The organism is Egibacteraceae bacterium (assembly GCA_035540635.1).
Classification (GTDB): domain Bacteria; phylum Actinomycetota; class Nitriliruptoria; order Euzebyales; family Egibacteraceae; genus DATLGH01.
Map to the genome: position 1 here is coordinate 1 of DATLGH010000063.1, position 19,458 is coordinate 19,458.

Consider the following 19,458-nt stretch of genomic DNA (forward strand, 5'->3'; position numbering starts at 1 on the left):
GTCCCCGGGGCCGGAGGGGCTGGGGAGGTGAGAGCAGAAGGCTGCGAGCGGGGCGACCGGCCCGCCGCGACGTCGGCCGTCGGAGCGATCGTGGGCGCGCCGGCCGTCGGCGCCTCCTCGGCCGTGGAAAAGCCGTCCACGACCACGACGCGGTTGCGGGGATCCTGGGGCGAGGTGCCGAACCCGAAGAAGCCGCCGTTCAGCATCATTCCACCCCCGATGAGCACGGCGACGAGGACGAGCGCGCTCAACGCCGCGGCCGGCAAGCCGGTGCGGTTCTGCCCGTCGTCCACCCTCTTCTCCTTCTCCCGGAGGCGGCGAACGCCTCGAGAGGTGCATCGGCACGTGCGCGCCGCTCCTTGAGAGACTCCTCCGTTATCCCCGGACGACAGCCAACCCACCCAGCGCCCAGGCGACCACCACGGCTCCCAGTGTGCACCTCACGGCCGCCTGATGGATCCGCCGGCGGGTGACCCTCGCCACTGTAGCGATCCGCGGTTGCCGCCCGGGGGTGGTGGGCGGCTCACGGCGAGCCGGGCCGGAGGCCGCGACGCGAAAAGTGGGCGGACGGTCGGAATGTCCTGGGGGCGCACGGCGTTGTGCCCGACGTGACCCGCAAGAAGTCGCTGTCCACCGGGCTCTCCCGTTCCGATCGGGCCGCTCTCTCCCGCCTCGTCGCGGCCGAGACCGAGCGGACGACGGCGCGGGTGGCCGCCCTCACCCGTGACCTCAACGCCATCGTGGAGTCCGCGGGCAGTGCCTCGGTCGACGACGAGCACGACCCGGAGGGCGCGACGCTGGCTTTCGAGCGGCCCAGGTTGCGGCGCTGCTCGCGCAGGCGCGCGGCCATCTCGGCGAGCTGGCGGACGCGGACGGGCGGCTGCGCGCAGACGCCTACGGGACCTGTGAGGACTGCGGGCAGCCGATCGCACGCGAGCGGCTCTACGCGCGACCGACGGCGCGGGCCTGCGTGAGCTGTGCCGCCCGCAGCGCACGCTGACCTGTAGTCAGTCCAAAGGGAGTAGTCAAGTCCCGGCTCGTTTCGTCCGAATCAACCGCTAGCCGCGGGACCCGCCCCGGCAAGCGATCTCGAGGAGGACACCCCCATGCAGTCTGAGCCGTCGGTCTCCGCGTCCCTGTTCATCCCTGACGACATCACCGCCGTGTTCGCAGACGACGCGCGCGTGCAGGTCAGAAGCACCCGACCCCCGGCACCCGGCCCCGTCGGCCGCAGGCCAGCGTCCTCGACCACCGGGCTGAACGCGGCGTTGCAGCGCACCAGCCGCCAGCAGCAGCTCGTCATCATGACGGCGGTGTGGATCGCGCTGGTCGGCCTCGGTCTTTGCACCGCCTGGTGGACCAACCTCTCCATGAACAGCGCGTCGGCCGCCTGGACGGCGTTGTCCTGGGGCGGCGGCGCGATCTGGGTGCTCGGCACGGCCGTGGCGCTGTCGGTGCGCTTCGGACCGGTCGAGGACCACGCCCCGGACCGGGCGCAGCGCTGACGCCACCAGGTCGAGCCCGCGTCCCGTCAGTGACCGAGGAGGGCGCCGAACCGCTGGAGGTAGTCGGCGAAGGCGGCGCCCACCCTCGCGGGTGACAGCCCGAAGTGCGCGGCCTCGTACCGGTGCGCTCCGTGGCGATCGGCGGGATGCTCGGCCACCCATCGGCGCATGGCCTGCTCGACGTCAACGTCCATCGGGGCGCCGAGCCGTTCGCAGATGGCAGCCGCTGTGGCCACCGGGTCGGCGACCAGTGCCGGGTAGGACACGTCCAGGAAGCGCCCGGCATCCGTGGCCGCCCGCACGTCGAGTGCCCGCCGGAGAGCGGTGGCGCATCTGCGCAGTGCCTGGTTGCCCGCCACGACGGGCGACACGTCGGCACTGTGAGGCCGTCGCACGGTGGTGATGAGGCTCGCATAGGAGGCCACCGCCTGCGAGGGGTCGCGGTGGCAGTGGACCACCGTCGCCCCCGGAAGCACCCGCAGCAGCGCGTCGAGGTGTCCGGTGTGACCCGGCGACTTCAGCAGCCACTCCCTGCTGCCCCGGTCCTCGCCGAGGACGCGTAGCTGGAGGGCGTAGTATGCGTACTCACCGTGCAGGTCCGCGCCGGCGAACCATCGTGAGTAGGCCTGGGCGTCGAACATGTCGTCGAAATGCTGGCTCGCGAAGGCGTTCTGCAGTAGGGCATCGCATTCCTCAGGGCCATGGGGGGTCAGGGGATGGATGGCCTTGAACTCGGGCGCCAGCGCGTAGAAGCGCTCGAGCCAGCGCTCCGCCCTGGCCACCAGAGTCGCCTCGTCGGGCTGTCCGTCCCCCGGGGGGACCGGGTGCAGCGCCTCCCACAGCCGAAGGGGACGGTAGCGCGGGTGCTTCGCCAGCAGGTTGTGGAGCAGGCTCGTTCCCGTGCGCGGCAGGCCGGTGACGACGACCGGGCGCCCGAGTGGCCGCTCCGGCGTCTCGGGGCGCCGCTGGAGGTAGGCCTGGAGGAGCAGGCGGTTGCGCAGACGCCGTATGAGCAGACTGCGCAGCACGCCCCGGCCCTGCGGGGTGAGACGGCCGGTGTCCTCACACGCCGCCACGAGCAGCGACAGCGGCTCGGTGAAGCCCAGGTCGCCCCAGTCGTCGTGGCCGGCCGCCCGGGCAGCCTCGGCCATGAGCGTCGACGGGTCGAGGTCACCCCGGGTTTGGTCGGGCTCCACCGGGTGTCAGGAGCGCGACATCAACCCCGGCTCCCGCACGGCCGCTTGGGGAGTGTGTCCTCGACGTCGTCGCGCAGATCGACCACCATCTGCGGGTCCGTGTCCTCGGCGGATGGCAGGGGACCAGCCGGGAAGTGCTCGGCGATGAGCATGATGGGCAGACCGCCGGACACGACGCGGTAGACGCGGAACAACAGCTGGTCGGCGCTGTCGCAGCCGAAGTCGCCGGCCAAGGCGCCTACGGGGCGCCGGCCGGTGCGCAGGATCTCCCTGAACGTCTCCACGCGGTGCCTGCGCAGCACCCGGCCGATGGGCTCGGCCGACGACAACAGCGACTCCCGAACCGGCGCGGACAGCCGGTCGAGCACGACCGCGGTGTCGGCGTAGACGTAGTTGCGCCCGGTGCGCCGGCCCCGGAGGAGAACCCTGCGCCGCAGGATCGTCTCGTGCCCGGCCGGCTGGAGGTCCTCGTCGGTCAGCTGGACCGGGGTGATGAACTGCTCGTGTCCGGCCAGCTCGATCGGGTCGTCGAACCATGACTCCAGCAATTGCACCACGGTGCCGTCGGTGGTCAGCAGGATACGCTGCAGGGCGTCCGGTGACGCCCCGGCCCGCAGCCCCGCGTCCAGCGTGTCGTGGGTTCCGGTCATATCCACTCTCCCGTCATGCGCCTCGGTCAACACCAGTTCCTTTCCCACGCGGGCATCGGCCGATCCCCAAAGGACAACTGTAGCCCCCGAAAGGTTGATGGTAAGAAGATATTGTCGCCAGCGGTAGTGGTGGGCGACATATAGGTGCGCATAGCAACGTTGCTGAGCGGGTGTTCTCTAACGCGCAAGGCCGTGCGGTGGCGCCAGACAGGAAAGCAGCGGCTAGGATCGCCCCCCATGTCAGTGCCTGAGGGGGCCCGGTGAGCACCCCGGCGAGCGTGGCGCCGTTGAGCGCGACCCTGGAGGAGGCCTGCCTCCGGTGGTCGCCACGCCCGGCCGTCAGCGCAGCCGGGACCACCCTCACGTACGGCCAGCTGTGGGAGCGGGTCCTCGCCCTCGCGGCAGCCTACGAACGGCTCGGGGTGGGGCGCGGCGACCGGGTCATCTGCCAGCTGCGCAACGGCCCCGAGCACCTCGCGGCCGTCGCCGCCGCATGGCTGCGTGGGGCGGTCCACGTCGGAGCGGACAACGACCTCACGGGCCCGGAGCTGTCACGGCTCGCGCAGCGCCTGGGCGCCGCTGCCCTGCTCTACCAGCCGCCCGCGGACGCCGAGGAGCCGCTGGCCCCACTCGACGTGGTCGCCGAAGGGTCCCCGGCCACCCGCTTGATCGTCCACGGAGCCTCGTCGGGGCCCTACGAGCCGCTGGACCGGCTGCTGGCCTCGGGCGGGCCGGTCACACCTGCCCCGCCCGGTCCGCTCGACCCCGCCGTGGTATTCCTCACGTCAGGCACCACGGGAGAGCCGAAGGCGGTCCTCGAGACCCTGTCGGCCCACTGGGCGAAGATGCAGCTGTTCACCGACGCGTTCAGGCCCGGCCCTGAGGACGTGCACCTGCTCTACCTACCCATGGCGCACGTCTTCGGCCTGCGGCTGGCGTTCCTGGCGCTGCTGCGCGGCGGCCATCTCGTCCTGCTCGAGCGGTTCTCTCCCGACCGTGCCCTCGCACTCGTCGCGCAGGAGCGGGTGACCGTTCTCCCTGCCGTGCCGACTCACCTGCGACTGCTGCGCAACCGTTACGACCCCGACCGCCACGACGTCAGCAGCCTGCGCTGGGTGCTGTCGGCGGCATCCGGACTTCCCCGCCCGCTGGCGGAGTGGGTCTACAACGTCCTCGGCGCCAACATCACCTACGTGTTCGGCTGCAGCGAGGGATTCACCACGGTGACCGCGGACCCGGAGGACATCCTCGCCGGCTCGGTCGGCAGGACGGTGTTCAAGGGGCCGCCCGGCACACCCGCCGACGGGACGGTGCGCATCATCGACCCGGCCACAGGCGCCCCGCTGCCCCCGGGGGAGACCGGGGAGATCGCCTTCGGCGCGGCTACCCCGGTGCGCTACTGGGACCACGCCGACGCAGCCACGGACGGGTGGTACCGCACGGGCGACCTCGGGCGCATCGACGACTCCGGGCGACTCTACGTCGTGGGCCGGCTGAAGGAGCTCGTCAACCGGGGTGGACTCCACGTCTCCGCAGCGGAGGTCGAGATGGCGCTCCTGCGCCATCCCGCGGTGGCGGACGCCGGCGTCATCGCCGTCCCGGACCCGATCCTCGGCGAGGCCGTCTGCGCGTGCGTCGTGCCCGCGGAATCCCCGCCCCCGACGCTGCCGGAGCTGCGCGACTTCCTCGCCCGCAGCCTCGCCCGCCACAAGCTTCCCGACGAGCTCTGCGTCGTCGACGTCATCCCGCGCACGGTCATCGGCAAGGTCGACCGGCCGGAGCTGCGGGTCAGGGTCGTCGAGGGCGCGCTCCCGCGGGAGCGCGCCCGGCCCTGAGCGGGCGGCGAGTCGGTCAGTGCTGGTTGGCGAAGGCCTGCCTGATCGAGGCGGCCACGACGTCGGGACGCTCGAGGGGGCCGAGGTGACCGAGACCGGAAAGCGCCTCGGTGCGGGCGTCACGCAGGCGCCCGGCGAGGTGCGCGAAGATGCGCGCGTCGGCCGCCTCGGAGTCGGCGCCCCGGACGAGCGTCACCGGGCAGCGGACATCGGCCAGGCGGCCGTAGCAGCCGTGCGCCGTGGCCATCTCGTAGATCCGCGCCTCGTCCTCCGGCCGGCACTTCAAGCGAACCGTCCCGTCGCCGACGTCCCGCATGCCGTGCGCGACGTACGCCCGCAGCACCTCGGGGTCGAGGTGCGCGAGTGGCGGCTTGGCCGCGTAGTGCGCGAGGGCCTCGTCCGACGAACGAAACGTCGCGCGCCTCGCGCGGGCACGGGCCGCCAGCCAGCTGTCGGGGTCCCGTCCGAGCGGTGGGTCGGCGGGCACGAGCACGGGCTCGTAGCAGTACAGGGCGGCGAAGGTGCCCGGCCGGCCTTGCTCGGCGAGCAGCAGTGCGGTGCCGCCCGACGAGTGGCCCACGCCGAGCGGCCGGGCGAGCCCGTAATGGTCGACCACCGCAAGGATGTCCGCCGCGAACCGCTCCCAGGCGAAGTCGTGCCCGTCGCCGACCGAGTCGCCGTGAGCGCTGAGGTCGGGGGCCAGGCACCGGAAGTCGCCGAGCTCACGCGCGACGGGGCCCCACACGAGCCCGTGGAAACCTGTAGCGTGCGCGAGCACGACCGGCGGCCCTGCTCCCCCCAGGTCGTGGACGGCCAGGTCCGTCGAGTCGGCGCGCACGGGGATGCGGTGCGAAGGCCGCGTGTGGTGGTCGATGCCCAAGGCGAGGTGACCATACCGGGACGCCCCTGACGTTGACAAGGCGTTCGCTGATGAGGGTTCGAAACCGCCAGGCTCGACTAGACTTCGGGCTTATGCGCGCGTCCGCTTCTCGACCGCAAGAACCCGCGGGTACTGCGGCCGACGGGTCGGAGCCGGCTGACGTGCCCCCTGGGGAAGCCATCCGGACCGAGGGCCTCCGCAAGGTGTATCCCGGTGGGCTCGTCGCGGTGGCGAGCCTCGACCTGACCGTCCGCCCCGGCGAGATCTTCGGTCTGCTCGGCCCTAACGGTGCGGGCAAGACGACGACCGTCGGCATGCTCACCACGAGGATCGTGCCGACGGAGGGGGCTGCCGTCGTGGGCGGCGTCGACGTGGTCAGCGATCCCGCCCGCGCCCGCCAGGTCATCGGCGTGGTGTCGCAGGCGAACAACCTCGACCGGGGGCTGACCACCTGGGAGAACCTGTACTTCCACGGGCGCTACTTCGGCATGGGGGTGAAGGCCGCCCGCGCGGCGGCGGACCAGTGGCTCGAGGCCTTCCGCCTCACGCACAAGGCCAAGGCGCGTGTCGACGCGCTGTCCGGCGGGATGAAGCGCCGGCTCGTGCTCGCGAAGGCCATGCTGCACGGCCCCGCCGTCGTGTTCCTCGACGAGCCCACCGCCGGTCTCGACCCCCAGAGCCGCCTCGCACTCTGGGAGATCATCCAGGCGCTCCATGCCGCCGGGCAGACGGTCTTCCTCACCACCCACTACATGGAGGAGGCCGACCGCTTCTGCGACCGCGTGGCGGTCATGGACCACGGCGGGATACTCGCGCTCGACACGCCCACGAACCTCAAGCGGTCGCTGCGCGCGGGCGTGTCGGTCAGCGTCCGGGCCGAGGGCGACGTCGAGCGTCTCGCCGATCAGCTGGGAGCCGTCGACGGGGCGACGGGGGCATGGGCCAAGGACGGGGCGGTGCGCCTGCACCTCGACAGCGCCGACGGCGCCCTCGGCAAGATCCTGACCGCGGCGGAGCAAGGCGGGTTCCGCGTCACCGACGTGTCGGTGAGCGAAGCGACCCTCGAGACGGTCTTCTTCAGCCTGACCGGCCAGGACCTGCGCGAATGACGACCCCCGTCACCGTCCCCGCCACCCGCGCCACACCCCGCTCCCCCCGGTCGGCCACGCTAGCCGCCTTCCGGGCGCTGGTCGTGCGCGATCTCACCGTGCTCGACAAGAACCTGGGCCGGTTCCTGCCGGGTGCGCTCATGCAGCCGCTGCTGCTCGTGTTCGTCTTCACCTACCTGTTCCCGCTCATCGGGCAGGGGGTGGGCGGCGAGGCCGGTGCGGCACGGTTCTCCACGCTGCTCCTGCCCGGCATCGTCGCGCACTCCATCATCTTTGTAGGCATCTTCACCGTCGGCATGAACCTCATCACCGAGCTGGAGGCCGAGGAGCTCGAGGATCGGGTCCTCGCGCCGACGCCGACCGCCACGGTCGCGGTGGCGAGGATCGCCGCCGGCGCCCTCCAGGCGCTGATCGCCGGACTCGTCGTGTTCCCCGTGGCCGCCTTCCTGCCGGCGACGCCGGTGTACCTCCAGCCGGACTGGCCCGTGCTGCTCACCATGCTGCCGTTGACCTGCCTCACCTCGGCGGCGCTGGGCCTCGCGCTCGGTGTCCTGTTCGAGCCCCGCTCCGCACCCTGGCTCTTCAGCGTCGTCGCCCTTCCGCTGAGCTTTCTCGGCGCGATCTTCTACACCTGGCAGTCGCTCGAACCCCTCCCGGTGCTGCAGTACGCGGTGCTGCTGAATCCCCTCGTCTACATGAGCGAGGGATTGCGGGCCGCGACGGTCACCGGCATGGTGCACCTGCCCCTACCGACCGTCTACGGCGCACTCGTCGTCTTCATCGGCGTGTTCGCCGTGGTCGGCGTCCGCGGGTTCCGCCGGCGGGTCCTGAGCTGACGCCGTGAAGCGCCTCGCGGTCGTCGTCGTCGTCGCCGTCGCCGGTTTCGCAGCCGCCTTCTCCGCCTTCGGCGACGCCGCCCGGCGCGGGTGCGTGACCGACGCCCCGCCCGATCCCACCTACGAAGTGGCATTCGCCGGGCCGGTGCACGTCGGGGAGGACACCCACGTGCTCGGGGTAACCCGCGCCGGCGACCCGGTGACGGGAGCCTGGGTCTGCGTCACCATCGAGATGGCCGGGATGTCGGCGATGGGGGCCAGCGCCGAGGCCCGGGAGGTCGGTGGGGGCCACTACGAGGTGTCGCTGCCGTTCGCGATGGAGGGGACATGGCAGGGCACGGTGCTCGTGGGGGCGCACGAGACCGTTGCGGACGTGGGCATCCCCGTGACCGTCGAGGTCACCGCCGGGGACGCGCACGGGTCGTGATGCCCTCCGGGGCGCCCGCCGGAGGCGCGTAGGCCCATGGTCGCAGGGCGGGCGGGCCCTGCGGCTGACGTGCGGGACGTCAGCCGCTTCTAGCATCCACGCGATGCGGGCAGACGGGCACGGGGCAAGGGTGCCACCTCGTGCGCACCCCTGAGCGGCGCCGGACGCGCGCGAGCCCGTGCGGGAGGCAGGCGAAACGATGGACATGGAAGTCACCGCGTGGATGTCGCTGTACAACGCGATGCACGCGCAGCAGGACCGCCGGCCGTTCTCCACGGCGACCCTGCGACGCATCTTCGCGTTCGCGCGACCGCACCGGCGGCAGCTGCTGCTGTTCCTCGCCCTCAGCGTCGTGACCGCAGGGCTGGCGGTCGCGACGCCGGTGCTCGCCGGGCGTGTCGTCGACGCGATCGTCGGAGGGGCGGCCCTGCGGGTCGTTGTGGGGTTCGCGCTGCTCATCGCCGGGATAGCGGTGGCCGAGGCGGGCATCGGCATGGTGACGCGGTTGTTGTCGGCGCGCATCGGCGAGGGCCTGATACTCGACCTGCGCACCACGGTCTTCGACCACGTCCAACGCATGCCGATCGCCTTCTTCACACGGACGCGTACCGGCGCTTTGGTGAGCCGGTTGAACAACGACGTGATCGGCGCGCAGCGCGCGTTCTCCGACGTGCTGTCCGGGGTGGTGAGCAACCTTGTGACGCTCGTCCTCGCGCTCCTCGTCATGCTCGGCATCTCGTGGCAGGTCACGGTGCTCGCGCTCCTGCTCCTCCCGGTGTTCGTGCTGCCGGCCCGGCGGATGGGCGTCCGCCTGGCCCGCCTGGAACGTGAGGCGGCGAATCACAACGCGACGATGAACACCCAGATGACCGAGCGGTTCTCCGCGCCCGGTGCCACGCTCGTGAAGCTCTTCGGCCGACCCGCGCAGGAATCCGCCGGCTTCGCCTCCCGGGCTCGCCGTGTGCACGACATCGGGGTGCGGACGGCGATGGTCCAGTGGGTGTTCATCACGGCACTGACGCTCGTGTCGGCGTTGGCGCTCGCCCTGGTGTACGGGCTCGGGGGCTTCTATGCGCTGCAGGGTCGGTTGGAGGCCGGCGCGGTCGTGGCGCTGGCCCTGCTGCTGACCCGTCTCTACGCCCCGCTGACGGCGCTGGCCAGCGCGCGGGTGGAGGTCATGAGCGCGATGGTGAGCTTCTCGCGGGTGTTCGAGGTGCTCGACCTCGATCCCCTCATCGCGGAGCCGGCCGACGCCGTGCCGCTGCCGGACGGTCCCGTGTCCGTCGAGTTCGCCCATGTGCGCTTCAGCTATCCCGCAGCCGACAAGGTGTCGCTCGCTTCGCTGGAGGAGGTCGCGAGGCTCGACACCCGCGGGGGCGTCGAGGTGCTCCACGACGTGTCGTTCCGCGCTGAGCCGGGACAGATGGTGGCGCTGGTCGGCTCGTCGGGCGCCGGCAAGTCCACGTTGGCCCAGCTTGTGCCGCGGCTCTACGACGTCGACGCCGGCGCCGTGCGGCTGTCGGGGGTGGACGTGCGGGACCTTTCGGCGGAGGCGATCCGCGAAGCCGTCGGGATGGTGACGCAGGACGGGCACCTGTTCCACGACTCCGTCCGCGACAACCTGCTCCTCGCGCGACCGGAAGCCACGGAGGAGGAGCTGTGGGACGTGCTCCGCCGTTCCCGGCTGGGCGATCTCGTCGCCGGCCTCCCCGACGGCCTCGACACCGTCGTCGGGGAGCGGGGGTACCGCCTGTCCGGCGGCGAGCGCCAGCGGCTGACCATCGCCCGCCTGCTGCTCGCGCGGCCTCGCGTGGTGATCCTCGACGAGGCGACCGCACACCTCGACTCGACGTCGGAGGCCGCTGTCCAGGCGGCGCTGGGCGAGGCCCTCGCCGGGCGGACGGCCGTGGTGATCGCCCACCGCCTCTCGACCGTGCGAGCCGCAGACCTCATCCTCGTCATCGAGGACGGGCGCGTCGTCGAGCGCGGCACGCACACCCGGCTGCTCGCCGGCGGAGGGCGCTACGAACAGCTGTACCGGACGCAGTTCGACCAGTCGCCGGCGCCGCAGCCGGCCGCCTGAGCACGCTGCGTCCCGCCGGATCGCAGCATCGGTCGCCCATCATGCGACCGATGCTGCAACCTACGCACCAAGGGGGCCGGCCTCAGGAGCGCCTCTTGGTCGAGAAGATCTCGTAGACCGTCCCGTGCGTGAGCGAGACGACGTAGAGGTTGCCGTTCGGGCCGGTCTGGATGTCGGTGCTCACCCCAAAGCCCTCGCCGAACAGCAGCGTCTCGCTCTCCGTGCCGTCGAACTTGTGGTGGTTGTCGGCGACGCGATCCTCGAGGCGGGGGTCGTCGACGGCGACCTCGCGCCGGTTGCCGGTCAGCTTCATCCGCAGCAGGTGGCCCTCCGCCAACAGCGGCCGTGCCGCTCCCACGAACAGGTCACCGTCGAACTGCGGGCCGAGGCCGCGTCCACGCATGAAGCCCATCCCGCCTGGCGCCACCTCGTACCTCCAGCTGAACGCCGGGTCGCGGTAGTGGGCACCGGGCAGCATGAACAGGCGTGACAGGGCCTCCTCCGGGGTGTCGGCGATGTTCTCCGGGGACCAGCGGAGCTGCTGAAGCCCGAAGTAGACGTTGCCTGCCAGGGGATCGCGACTGCTGCTCGTCTCGATCGCCTTGTACTCGGCGATGCGGTCAACCGGTCCCATGATCTGGACCCAGCCGCCGTTCATCCCGGCCAGCACCCGGTTCAGCTCGGTGAAGGTGTCGTCGCCGTTCTCCGCGAGCCACAGGTTCCCGGAGCGCGGGTCGAAGGCCATGCCGATCGCGTTGCGGTGCCCGTAGGAGAAGATCTTCTGGATGTTGGCACCCACCTCGCCGCCGAGGGCGGCGCCGGCGGCGGCGAACGGGTTGTCCGCCGGGGTGGTCCCGTCGTCGTTGAGGCGCAGGACCACGCCGGTGAGGTGGGCGTTGTCGGGCTCCGGTCCGCCGAACTGGTCGTCGGGGACCGTTGGCCCCGGGCAGGTGGCAGTCGGGCCGCACGGCAGGTTCTGCAGCTGGCCCCGCCGCCCCACGTCACCGACGAAGACGTGCAGCTTGCCGTCGGGACCGAATCGTATGACCCCGCCGTTGTGGTTGCCGCGCGCGGGTTGACCGGCGTCCTCCTGCAGCGCACGAATCCGCACGAGGTTGCGGTCGAAGGTCAGCGTGGACCCGTCCCAGTTGAACCGGTCCACCCGGTTGCCGAGCAGCGGCGTGTTCGCGAGCACGTTCGTGTCGGCGCCGGTGGTGCTCTCCGTCCAGTACAGGTACACCCCGGGGTTGGCCGGGAACTGCGGGTGCAGCGCCATGCCGAGCAGCCCCCGCTCGGAGGCGAAGTTGACCGCGAGGTCGAGCACCGTGCTGTGCAGCGCGCCGCCGACGATGCGCTGGACCTTGCCGGTGTTCTTCTCCGTCACGAGCATGTCCCCGGCGCCGAGGAAGGCGAGGCTCACCGGCGTGACGAGACCCGATGCCGCAGTCCGCACCCCCAGGTTGGGATGCGCGATGCGCGGCCCGTGGTTGTCGGCGGCCACGCCGCCCACGCCGGCTGGTACGAGCAGCGCGACGGCCAACGCAAGAACGAGAAAGCGACGCATGATCTCCCACCTCACCCGGCTGGCCGGGAATTGCCACAGCGCTGGCCCACAGACAGCGCGCCCGGGAGCCAGCATACGCCCTCACCGTCTCGATGAGAAGGAAAAACCCGGCGCAGTGGGTTTTATTGCCGCGCCGGCACGGCACGGCGCTGACCGTGGGACGGGGGTCACCCGAAAGCCTGCCGCTGCCGGGAAGATGTATCAGGCGGGCCGCCCGGTACCTCGGTAGGGGAAGACGAAGGCCAAGGGGGGAACCATGCCGACGATCCGCACCATCTGCCCTTCCTGCCGGGGCGACGTGCTCTTGGAGGCAGGACACTGCGCGCTGCTCGGCGGTCACGACGGCCAACCCGTCGCCTACGCGTTCGTCTGCCCTGACTGTGGGGAGCCGGTCGTGCGGCGAGCCGACCGCCGGGCCGCTGCGCTGCTCACGGCCTGCGGCGCGTCGCCGCGCGGCGTCCGGGAGCGGGCAGCCCGCTTCCCCCATCCCGAACAGCCCGGGGACGGGCCGCCGCTCACCGCGGACGACCTCATCGACTTCCACATGCTGCTCGCGGACCCACACTGGGCGGTGCAGCCGGCCCCGGACGCGCCGCCGCCGCCGCCCGCCTCAGTCGAGCAGTGACACGGCGAGTTCGCGCAGTCTTCCGGTGCTCGGCGCCGCGGGGTCGTGGTCGACCGGTGAGGCGCCGGCCCGGTCTGCGGCGAGCACGGCGGCTAGCGACGGGAGCGGACCCGGGCGAGGACGATCCGACCGACCTCTCGCCCCTGGTCCTTGCCGGCCTCGACCCCCATGGGGAAGTGAATGCCCCCATAGATGCGCGACTGCGCGGCCTCTTCGGCGGCGTGGAGGAACGAGGCGAAGTGGCGTGTGCGCTCGGCGTCAGCCAGGTCGCCGACGAGGTCGTGACGGTCGGCGTACGGGAAGGACCCGAGCAGGTCGGTGAGCACGACGGCAGCCGCCACGGAGGACACGGAGTGGCCCGAGGTGTACTCGGGGAACGGCGGCGTGCTCATCAGCGGCAACCAGGAAGGGTCGATGTGGGCCTGCACGTACGTCACGGGGCGCAGGACGTTGAGCATGTACTTGCAGTGCCAGCACGACAGGAGGGCGTCCGCGAGCGCGATCCCCGTCCGGGCGAGGGCCTCCACGGTGACGTCGAGCTGCAGCGAGCGCTGCGCCGCCACCTGCCCGACGGTCAGCATCCAGTGTCCCGGCGGCAGACCGGACTGGAGCGGGTTGTCCGCCCAGAACCGCGCGACGCTGCGCTGCTCCGCGGTGAGCACCAACCCCGCTTGGTAGGTGCGCAGGGCCTCCCCGTGGAACGGTGACCCCCGCTCCTCGGAGAAGGGCACGGGGGGGTCGGGCGTGACCTCGCCGGCGCTGCGCAGCACGAACGGGCGGATCCCGCTCCAGTACGGCTCCAGCGCAGGGGCGAAGCTCGGTGGCGTCGGCTGCCACAGGCCCGGGCCCGTGGGTGGCGTGTAGCCGTGTTCGGCGGCTCTCCGGCGGACGTCGGTGTAGCCGTCGGCGTCGATCCATGGCCGCAGGGCCGATGCAACGGCCTCTCCGTGCGCGAGTGACGCGGCGATCGTGGCGGCCGGCACCCCGGCCTCACGGCGGGCCCGGACCTGCGCGATGTGGAAGGCGTCGATGTCCTGCCGGCTGGCCTGGCGGGTGAACAGCGAGCTTGCGGTGCCGGCCACGGCCGCCGACAGGGCGGTCGGCCAGTCGTGGCGGGTCGCCGGATGGGCGCTGGGCATGGTGGGCATGCCCGTGAGCTGGCCGGCAAGCGACCGGTGTGCGTGCATGCCGCCGACGACCGCCTCGTACATCGCGATGCCGGCGTAGGCGTACAGCCGAGCCGCCGAGGTCGGCGTGAATCCCTGGAGGTGGTCGAAGCCGTCGGCGTTCTGCTGCCCGCTCGGCGCGCTGCCCGTTGGCGCGTACCCGTCTGCCCGCACGCGCAGGAAAATGCGGCGTATCCACGCCTGCGCGATCTCGTGGCCGTGGTCGCGGGTGAGCACCCGCGGCCCTGGGCCGCGCGTTGGGGCTCCGTGCGCGGCCACGGGCGTCGCGAGCAGCGTGGGGCTCAACGCCGCAAAAGCGAGCGTGCTCGCGTGCCGGAGGAACGCCCGCCGCGACGAGCGCAGCTCGCCGTCCGCTCCCCGCTGCCGACCGCCCGCGAGCCCTTCTTCAGCCATGCGCGGCGGGCACCCACGAGCGACGCCGGAAATCAGCCACGGGAAACCCCCCGTCGGAATATCCCCACCGCGACCGTGCGGAGTTACGCGGCCTGCGGGCCCGTGCACAAAAGCCCCCACCAAAGTACGGCTTACGGCACCCGCCCTGGGTGCGCGGAGCATTATAGGTCCTTCGAGAACCAACCGTCAATGTCGGACAGCCGGGAAATAGGATGGGACGCCAGCGGTCAGCGCGGCGGGGGCGCGGCCGCCTCCCTCGCCGGCGGCCGGAGCCGCTCCCGGGGCCGGTCCACCTCTCCCGCGAGGGCCGACACCGCCGCGCGGTCGATCTTGCCGACACTCGAGCGGGGGATGGACTCCACGACGCAGAGCTCGTCGGGGAGCTTGTGGCGGGCCAGGCGCCCAGCGAGGTGCTCGCGGACCTCCGGGAGCGTGGGGGGCCGACCGCCGGCGGGCACGACGCAGGCGCAGATCGCCTCGCCGAGGACGGGATCCGCAGCGGGTACCACGGCGCAGTCGGCGACCGCTGGGTGCTCGGCCAGGACCGCCTCGATCTCTCCCGCGGCCACCTTGAGCCCCCCACGGTTGATGACCTCCTTGAGGCGTCCGGTGATGAACAGCCGTCCGTCCTCGTCGAGCCTGCCCAGGTCGCCGGTGCGGTACCACCCGTCGGTGGCGGCCGGCGGCTGACCCCAGTAGCGAACCGGGCGCGTCGCGCCGAAGGCGATCTCGCCTTCCTCCCCCGCGGGCAGGCGGATGGGGCGGTCGGGGTCGAGGATCGCCACCGACCCGTCCGGGGGCGCGGGCGGGTTCGCCGTCGACCCCACGAAGACCCGGCTGCCCACCGAGCCCCGCACGATCTCGTCGGGGTCGGTGGTGCAGGTGAGGAAACCCTCGCTGCAGCCGTAGACGTAGAGCAGGTCGACGCCCAGGCGCTCGATGAGCGCCGGCACGAGCCGGGGGCTGAGCGGCGCGGCGGCGGTCACCACCCAGCGCAGGCTCTCGACGCGGTGGCGGTCTGCGTCGAGGTGGCCGACGAGCAGCGTGAGATGCGTGGGGCTGCCCGAGACGACCGTCACCCCTTCGGCGCCTACGAGGCGCAGGGCCGCCTCCGGCGAGAAGGGATCGAGGAGGACGAGCCGTCCGCCGGTCCCGAGCGCCATGAGTGCGAGCTTCAGGCCGAAGACGTGGGCGATCGGCAGGTAGACGAGATGCACGTCGTGGGGCCGGGGGGAGAGGGCGTCGGCGAAGAACCCGATCTTGGCCCAGAGGCCCGGGAGGGTCTCCTCCACGGCCTTCGGCTCGCCGGTCGTCCCCGACGTGCGCAGGAGCAGTGCCGTGTCCCCGGAGGTGACGGGAGCCGGCGGGTGAGGGTGAGGGCTCGGTCCGGCGAGCAGGGCGGACAGGACCTCCACGTTCTCGGGGGCGTCGGGGAGGCCGTGCGCGATGACCCTCGGGCGGGGCCGAGAGGCATGGACCGCGCGCAGGGACGCGAGCGGGTCGTCGAGGCGGGGCGGGGGCTGCACGACGACCGCCCCCGCCCCGGTGCGCTCGACGAGCGCCGCGAGCTCCGGTGGCGTCAGGTCACGGTGAGCACCGACGTGGACCGCCCCGCAGGCCCACGCCGCACCTGCCGCGACGAGGTGCTCCGGGCAGGTGGGCAGCTGGCACACGACCCGGTCGCCCGGCCGGATGCCGAGGGCCTGATAGGCCCAGGACAGGGCCAGGACCTGCTCCCAAAGCTGCCCGTACGTGAGCGTGCGGCCCCGGAAGGTCACGGCGGGGCGTTCCGACCATCGCTCGCACGCGGCTTGGAGATCCGGGACGAGGTCCGCACGGCTCACGGCAGCACCCGCCATGGGCTCCCGGGGACCGACGCACCAGCACCGAGCGGCTCGAACAACCCGTTGAGCCGGGGCTGGTCGGGCAGCGCGCCGAGGTCGGTGCAGACCTCGGCGCAGGCGACACCCTCCTCGGCCAGTGCCGCCTCCCAGACGGCACCGGGTTGCCCCGCGATGCGGTCGGCGATGACCGGATCGAGGCCCTCCCCCAGGGACGGGTCGACGTCGCAGACGCGGCACAGGCGCCGGACGTCCTCGTCGTCCTCGACGGTGACGACGAGGAAGCCGTCAGCGGTCGGCAGCGGATGGTCCAGGGGACCCCAGACCGGACGGCCGCGCCGCCGCCCCTTCTCCTCCCCGGAGGCGATCGCCTCGAGCACGTGCGCCTGGAGGGCCACCGCCCCTGACAGCAACGAGGCGTCGACCCGCTGTCCGCGGCCGGTGCGCTCGGCGGCGTAGAGTCCGGCAAGGACCCCCTCGCAGGTCACAAGGGCGCCCGCGTAGTCGGTGAACAGCGCTCGCGACGGCAGCGGGGGCTCGCCGGCGGGGCGGATGCCCGCCCCGAGACCGGCGTGGGCCTGCACGAGGAAGTCGGTGCCGAGCAGGTGCGCGAGCGCCGGGCGGCCACCCCACCCTGACGCGTAGGCGTACACCAACCGGCCGTTCGCGGCGGCGAGGTCCTCCGCGGCGAGGCGCCACTCCGCCGCCTTGCCCGGCCTCCAGTTCTGGAGGAACACGTCGGAGCCGGCCGCGAGGTCGACGAGATCGCTGCGGCCGCTCGGCGTGGCGAGGTCGAGCTCCACGGGCTCCTTGCCCCGGTTGAACGACAGGAAGAAGGAGCCCGTGTCGCCCAGCAGGGGTGGCACGGTCCGGAAGAGGTCCCCGCCGGGGGGTTCCACCCGCACGACCGACGCGCCGAGCATCTCGAGCAGCAGCCCCGCCAGGGGTCCCTGCATGCGGTTGGTCGCCTCGAGGACCCGCACGCCGGTCAGCGGCAGTGCGCCGAGCCCCGCCGGCACACCGGCGCCGGGCCGGGGATGGTGCGGCTCGCCGAACGGGCGGCAGCCGGGGTGGCCGTCGGAGGGGCCGAGCTCGTCGGCGATCTCGTCGTAGTCACGGACGCGCCGCAGGCTCACGTTGCACGCCTCGGCGGCGGCGGTGATGTGGTCCAGCCCCAACGCGCGGGTGGCCTCGTGCAGCCCGGGGGGCAGGGTGCAGGTGCCGCGGAAGTAGCGGGGGCGGAAGAGCTTCCACGCCCAACCAAGGTCCGCGCCGCCCGCGCCGAGACGCTCCCAGAACGCCTTCCATGCGAGCGGGTCCAGGGTTTCGATCTCGAACCACGGGCCGTCCGCGCTGCGGAACGGCGGCCCGGGGGCGGGACCGGCCGGCGCGGGGACCCACTCGTGTCCGGAGCTGTCCGCGGCGAGCCGGTGGGAGACGAGCAGGAGGCCCGCCTGCAGGACGGAGCTCTCCACGCGGGTGACGGTCAGCCCCCGGATGCGGGCGATGAGGGTCGCGAGAGCGGCGTGGCCGGCGAGGATGCCCGCCGCGACCGACGCCACCTCGAGACCGATGCGGCGGGGCCCGTCGCTGTCGCGGCCGTGCACCTGCATGAGGCCCGTCATCGCCTGGACGGCCGCTTCGCTACCGCGCCGTGCCGTCATGGCCGCGGGTCCGTACCACGACAGGTCGAGCTCGATCGGGTCGCCGGCCATGCGCCCGGACTCTCCCCAGTCGAGGCGAACGCCACCGTCGCCGGGCGACAGCGACGTGGCGTCGGCAGGTCGTGCGCCGATCGGCGCGAGACGTCTGGCGCAGGTGGCCACGGCCAGTGCGGGTCCACGCACCTCAAAGGGGATCACCATGGTCCTCCTCGATATTCGGCGGGGGATGCTACGGGCAAGCGGTCACCCGAATAAAGGCCTGACACACATAGATCGATTGGTGAATCGCCCGGAGTGGGAAAACGGGTGCTTCGAGGTCGTGGCCGGATGCCTGCTCGCGGCCTCGTGGACGCCCCCGCTCAGGGGCTCAGGCGGTCGGGACCGCGGAACAGGTAGGTGACCTCCCGGACGTCGCCGACACCGAAGAGGCTCATGAGCATCCGGGTGAGCCCGAGACCGAAGCCGCCGTGCGGGGGGCAGCCGTAGCGGAAGAAGTCGAGGTACTGGTGGACGACGTCCACCCGCACGCCCCGGGCCCTCGCCTGCGCGACGAGCCGGTCGTAGCGGTGCTCGCGCTGGGCGCCGCTCGTGATTTCCAGACCTTTCCACAGCAGGTCGAAGCTGCGCGTCTCGACCGAGCCCTCGTCGCAGCGCATGTGATAGAAGGGCCGGGAGACGTCGGGGTAGTCGGTGACGAAGACGAACTCGTGGCCGTGCTCCCGGGCGACGTGGGCGGCGAGGCGCCGTTCCCCCTCCGCGTCGAGGTCGTCGGCGTCCCCGCCGACCCCCCATCCCGTCGAGGCGACGATCTTCTTCGCCTCCGCGAGGCTCAGTCGCGGGAACGGCATGCGCGGCACACGCACATCGGTGCTGAACCAGCGGGAGATCTGCGGGGCGTGCGCGTCGCGCACCGCGCCGAGGACCCGGCACAGCAGCTGCTCCTCGTGCACGAGCAGGTCCTCGAGACCGTCGATCCACGACATCTCGATGTCGACGCTCGTGAACTCGGTGTCGTGGCGCGCCGTCGGGTCGGCCTGGGCACGGAAGACCGGCCCGATCTCGAAGACGCGGTCGAAGCCGGCGGCCATGGCCATCTGCTTGTAGAACTGCGGCGACTGCGCAAGCCAGGCCCGCTGACCGAAGTACGCGACGGCGAACAGCTGGTCCCCCGACTTGTTCGGGATCGGCTTGAGCTTGGGGGAGTGGACCTCGAGGAACCCCTGCTCGTGCCAGAAGTCGCGCATGGCACGCTCGGCCGTCGTCTGGACCTCGAAGATCAACCGGTTCCGCGCGTGGCGCAGGTCGAGGTAGCGCCAGTCGAGCCGTTCGTCGAGCGGGGAGGCGGCGGTCACCGGCAGGGGTTGCGCCGCCCCGCCCGCGACGCGCAGGTGGTCGAGGGCGACCTCGACGTGGCCACGCGCACCCGTTACCGTCCCGGTCGCCTCGACGGCCGACTCGACGGTGACGTCCGTCAGCGCGCCATCCCCTCCCGCGAGGGGCGTCCCGACGAGGATGGCCGTCCCGGTGTGGTCACGCAGCACGATCGCCGGCGGGTCGTCCGTGCCGCGCACCTCCTTCGCCCACCCGCACAGACGGATCCGCTCGCCGAGCCGGCGCCCGATCTCGGACACGAGCGTGCGCGGGAGGGGATGCGCCGTCACCG

General features: G+C 72.4%; 16 protein-coding genes. 7 read left to right on the plus strand and 9 right to left on the minus strand.

Features of this window, described 5'->3' with window-relative positions; translation table 11 throughout:
• Positions 1–293: hypothetical protein (locus VM324_10755; GenBank protein ID HVL99758.1), on the minus strand; the 293-nt coding region annotated here is incomplete at its 3' end.
• 813 nt (positions 294–1,106) lie between these two features.
• Between VM324_10755 and VM324_10760 the strand changes: the two genes are divergently transcribed.
• Complete coding sequence (locus VM324_10760) at positions 1,107–1,505, plus strand: hypothetical protein (GenBank protein HVL99759.1); 399 nt, start codon at positions 1,107–1,109, stop codon at positions 1,503–1,505.
• Between the two features lie 26 nt (positions 1,506–1,531).
• On the opposite strand, the gene VM324_10765 is transcribed toward VM324_10760, so the two are convergent.
• Positions 1,532–2,701 carry a sulfotransferase gene (locus tag VM324_10765; protein ID HVL99760.1) on the minus strand — a complete coding sequence of 390 codons (1,170 nt, stop codon included), beginning with the start codon at positions 2,699–2,701 and terminating at the stop codon, positions 1,532–1,534.
• Positions 2,702–2,721: 20 nt separating this feature from the next.
• Positions 2,722–3,351: a chorismate pyruvate-lyase family protein gene (locus VM324_10770; protein HVL99761.1), complete on the minus strand. Its 630-nt coding sequence runs from the start codon at positions 3,349–3,351 to the stop codon at positions 2,722–2,724.
• A 260-nt stretch (positions 3,352–3,611) separates the two neighbouring features.
• On the opposite strand from VM324_10770, the gene VM324_10775 reads away from it, so the two are divergent.
• Positions 3,612–5,186, plus strand: coding sequence for a class I adenylate-forming enzyme family protein (locus VM324_10775; GenBank protein HVL99762.1), 1,575 nt, complete (start codon positions 3,612–3,614; stop codon positions 5,184–5,186).
• Between the two features lie 16 nt (positions 5,187–5,202).
• Here the strand turns inward: VM324_10775 and VM324_10780 are convergent, their stop codons facing one another.
• A complete protein-coding gene (locus VM324_10780; GenBank protein HVL99763.1) occupies positions 5,203–6,066 on the minus strand; it encodes an alpha/beta hydrolase in 864 nt (287 codons plus the stop codon).
• A 161-nt stretch (positions 6,067–6,227) separates the two neighbouring features.
• Here VM324_10780 and VM324_10785 point away from each other — a divergent pair, with 161 nt between their 5' ends.
• The 4 genes from VM324_10785 to VM324_10800 all read left to right on the plus strand — a co-directional run bounded on the left by VM324_10785 (position 6,228) and on the right by VM324_10800 (position 10,521).
• Positions 6,228–7,175 (plus strand): ATP-binding cassette domain-containing protein, encoded by a 948-nt coding sequence (locus VM324_10785; GenBank protein HVL99764.1) that lies wholly within the window; start codon positions 6,228–6,230, stop codon positions 7,173–7,175.
• Entirely contained in the window at positions 7,172–8,011 is an 840-nt protein-coding gene (locus tag VM324_10790; GenBank protein HVL99765.1) for an ABC transporter permease, read from the plus strand. Before VM324_10785 ends, VM324_10790 begins: the two co-directional genes overlap by 4 nt.
• A gap of 4 nt (positions 8,012–8,015) precedes the next feature.
• Positions 8,016–8,438, plus strand: coding sequence for a FixH family protein (locus VM324_10795; GenBank protein ID HVL99766.1), 423 nt, complete (start codon positions 8,016–8,018; stop codon positions 8,436–8,438).
• A 205-nt stretch (positions 8,439–8,643) separates the two neighbouring features.
• On the plus strand, positions 8,644–10,521 hold the full coding sequence (locus VM324_10800; protein ID HVL99767.1) for an ABC transporter ATP-binding protein: 1,878 nt from the start codon (positions 8,644–8,646) through the stop codon (positions 10,519–10,521).
• An 82-nt stretch (positions 10,522–10,603) separates the two neighbouring features.
• Here the strand turns inward: VM324_10800 and VM324_10805 are convergent, their stop codons facing one another.
• Positions 10,604–12,085 (minus strand): PQQ-dependent sugar dehydrogenase, encoded by a 1,482-nt coding sequence (locus VM324_10805; protein HVL99768.1) that lies wholly within the window; start codon positions 12,083–12,085, stop codon positions 10,604–10,606.
• Positions 12,086–12,341: 256 nt separating this feature from the next.
• Here VM324_10805 and VM324_10810 point away from each other — a divergent pair, with 256 nt between their 5' ends.
• Positions 12,342–12,710: a hypothetical protein gene (locus tag VM324_10810; GenBank protein ID HVL99769.1), complete on the plus strand. Its 369-nt coding sequence runs from the start codon at positions 12,342–12,344 to the stop codon at positions 12,708–12,710.
• Between the two features lie 92 nt (positions 12,711–12,802).
• Here the strand turns inward: VM324_10810 and VM324_10815 are convergent, their stop codons facing one another.
• The 4 genes from VM324_10815 to aspS form a co-directional block, all read right to left on the minus strand.
• A complete protein-coding gene (locus VM324_10815; GenBank protein HVL99770.1) occupies positions 12,803–14,290 on the minus strand; it encodes a vanadium-dependent haloperoxidase in 1,488 nt (495 codons plus the stop codon).
• A gap of 227 nt (positions 14,291–14,517) precedes the next feature.
• Positions 14,518–16,134 (minus strand): class I adenylate-forming enzyme family protein, encoded by a 1,617-nt coding sequence (locus VM324_10820; protein ID HVL99771.1) that lies wholly within the window; start codon positions 16,132–16,134, stop codon positions 14,518–14,520.
• Positions 16,131–17,996 (minus strand): CoA transferase, encoded by a 1,866-nt coding sequence (locus VM324_10825; GenBank protein HVL99772.1) that lies wholly within the window; start codon positions 17,994–17,996, stop codon positions 16,131–16,133. The genes VM324_10820 and VM324_10825 overlap by 4 nt, the downstream gene beginning before the upstream one ends.
• A gap of 158 nt (positions 17,997–18,154) precedes the next feature.
• The gene (gene aspS, locus VM324_10830) at positions 18,155–19,456 is read right to left on the minus strand and encodes an aspartate--tRNA(Asn) ligase (GenBank protein ID HVL99773.1); all 1,302 of its coding nucleotides are present in this window, start codon (positions 19,454–19,456) and stop codon (positions 18,155–18,157) included.
• Between the last annotated feature and the right edge of the window lie 2 nt (positions 19,457–19,458).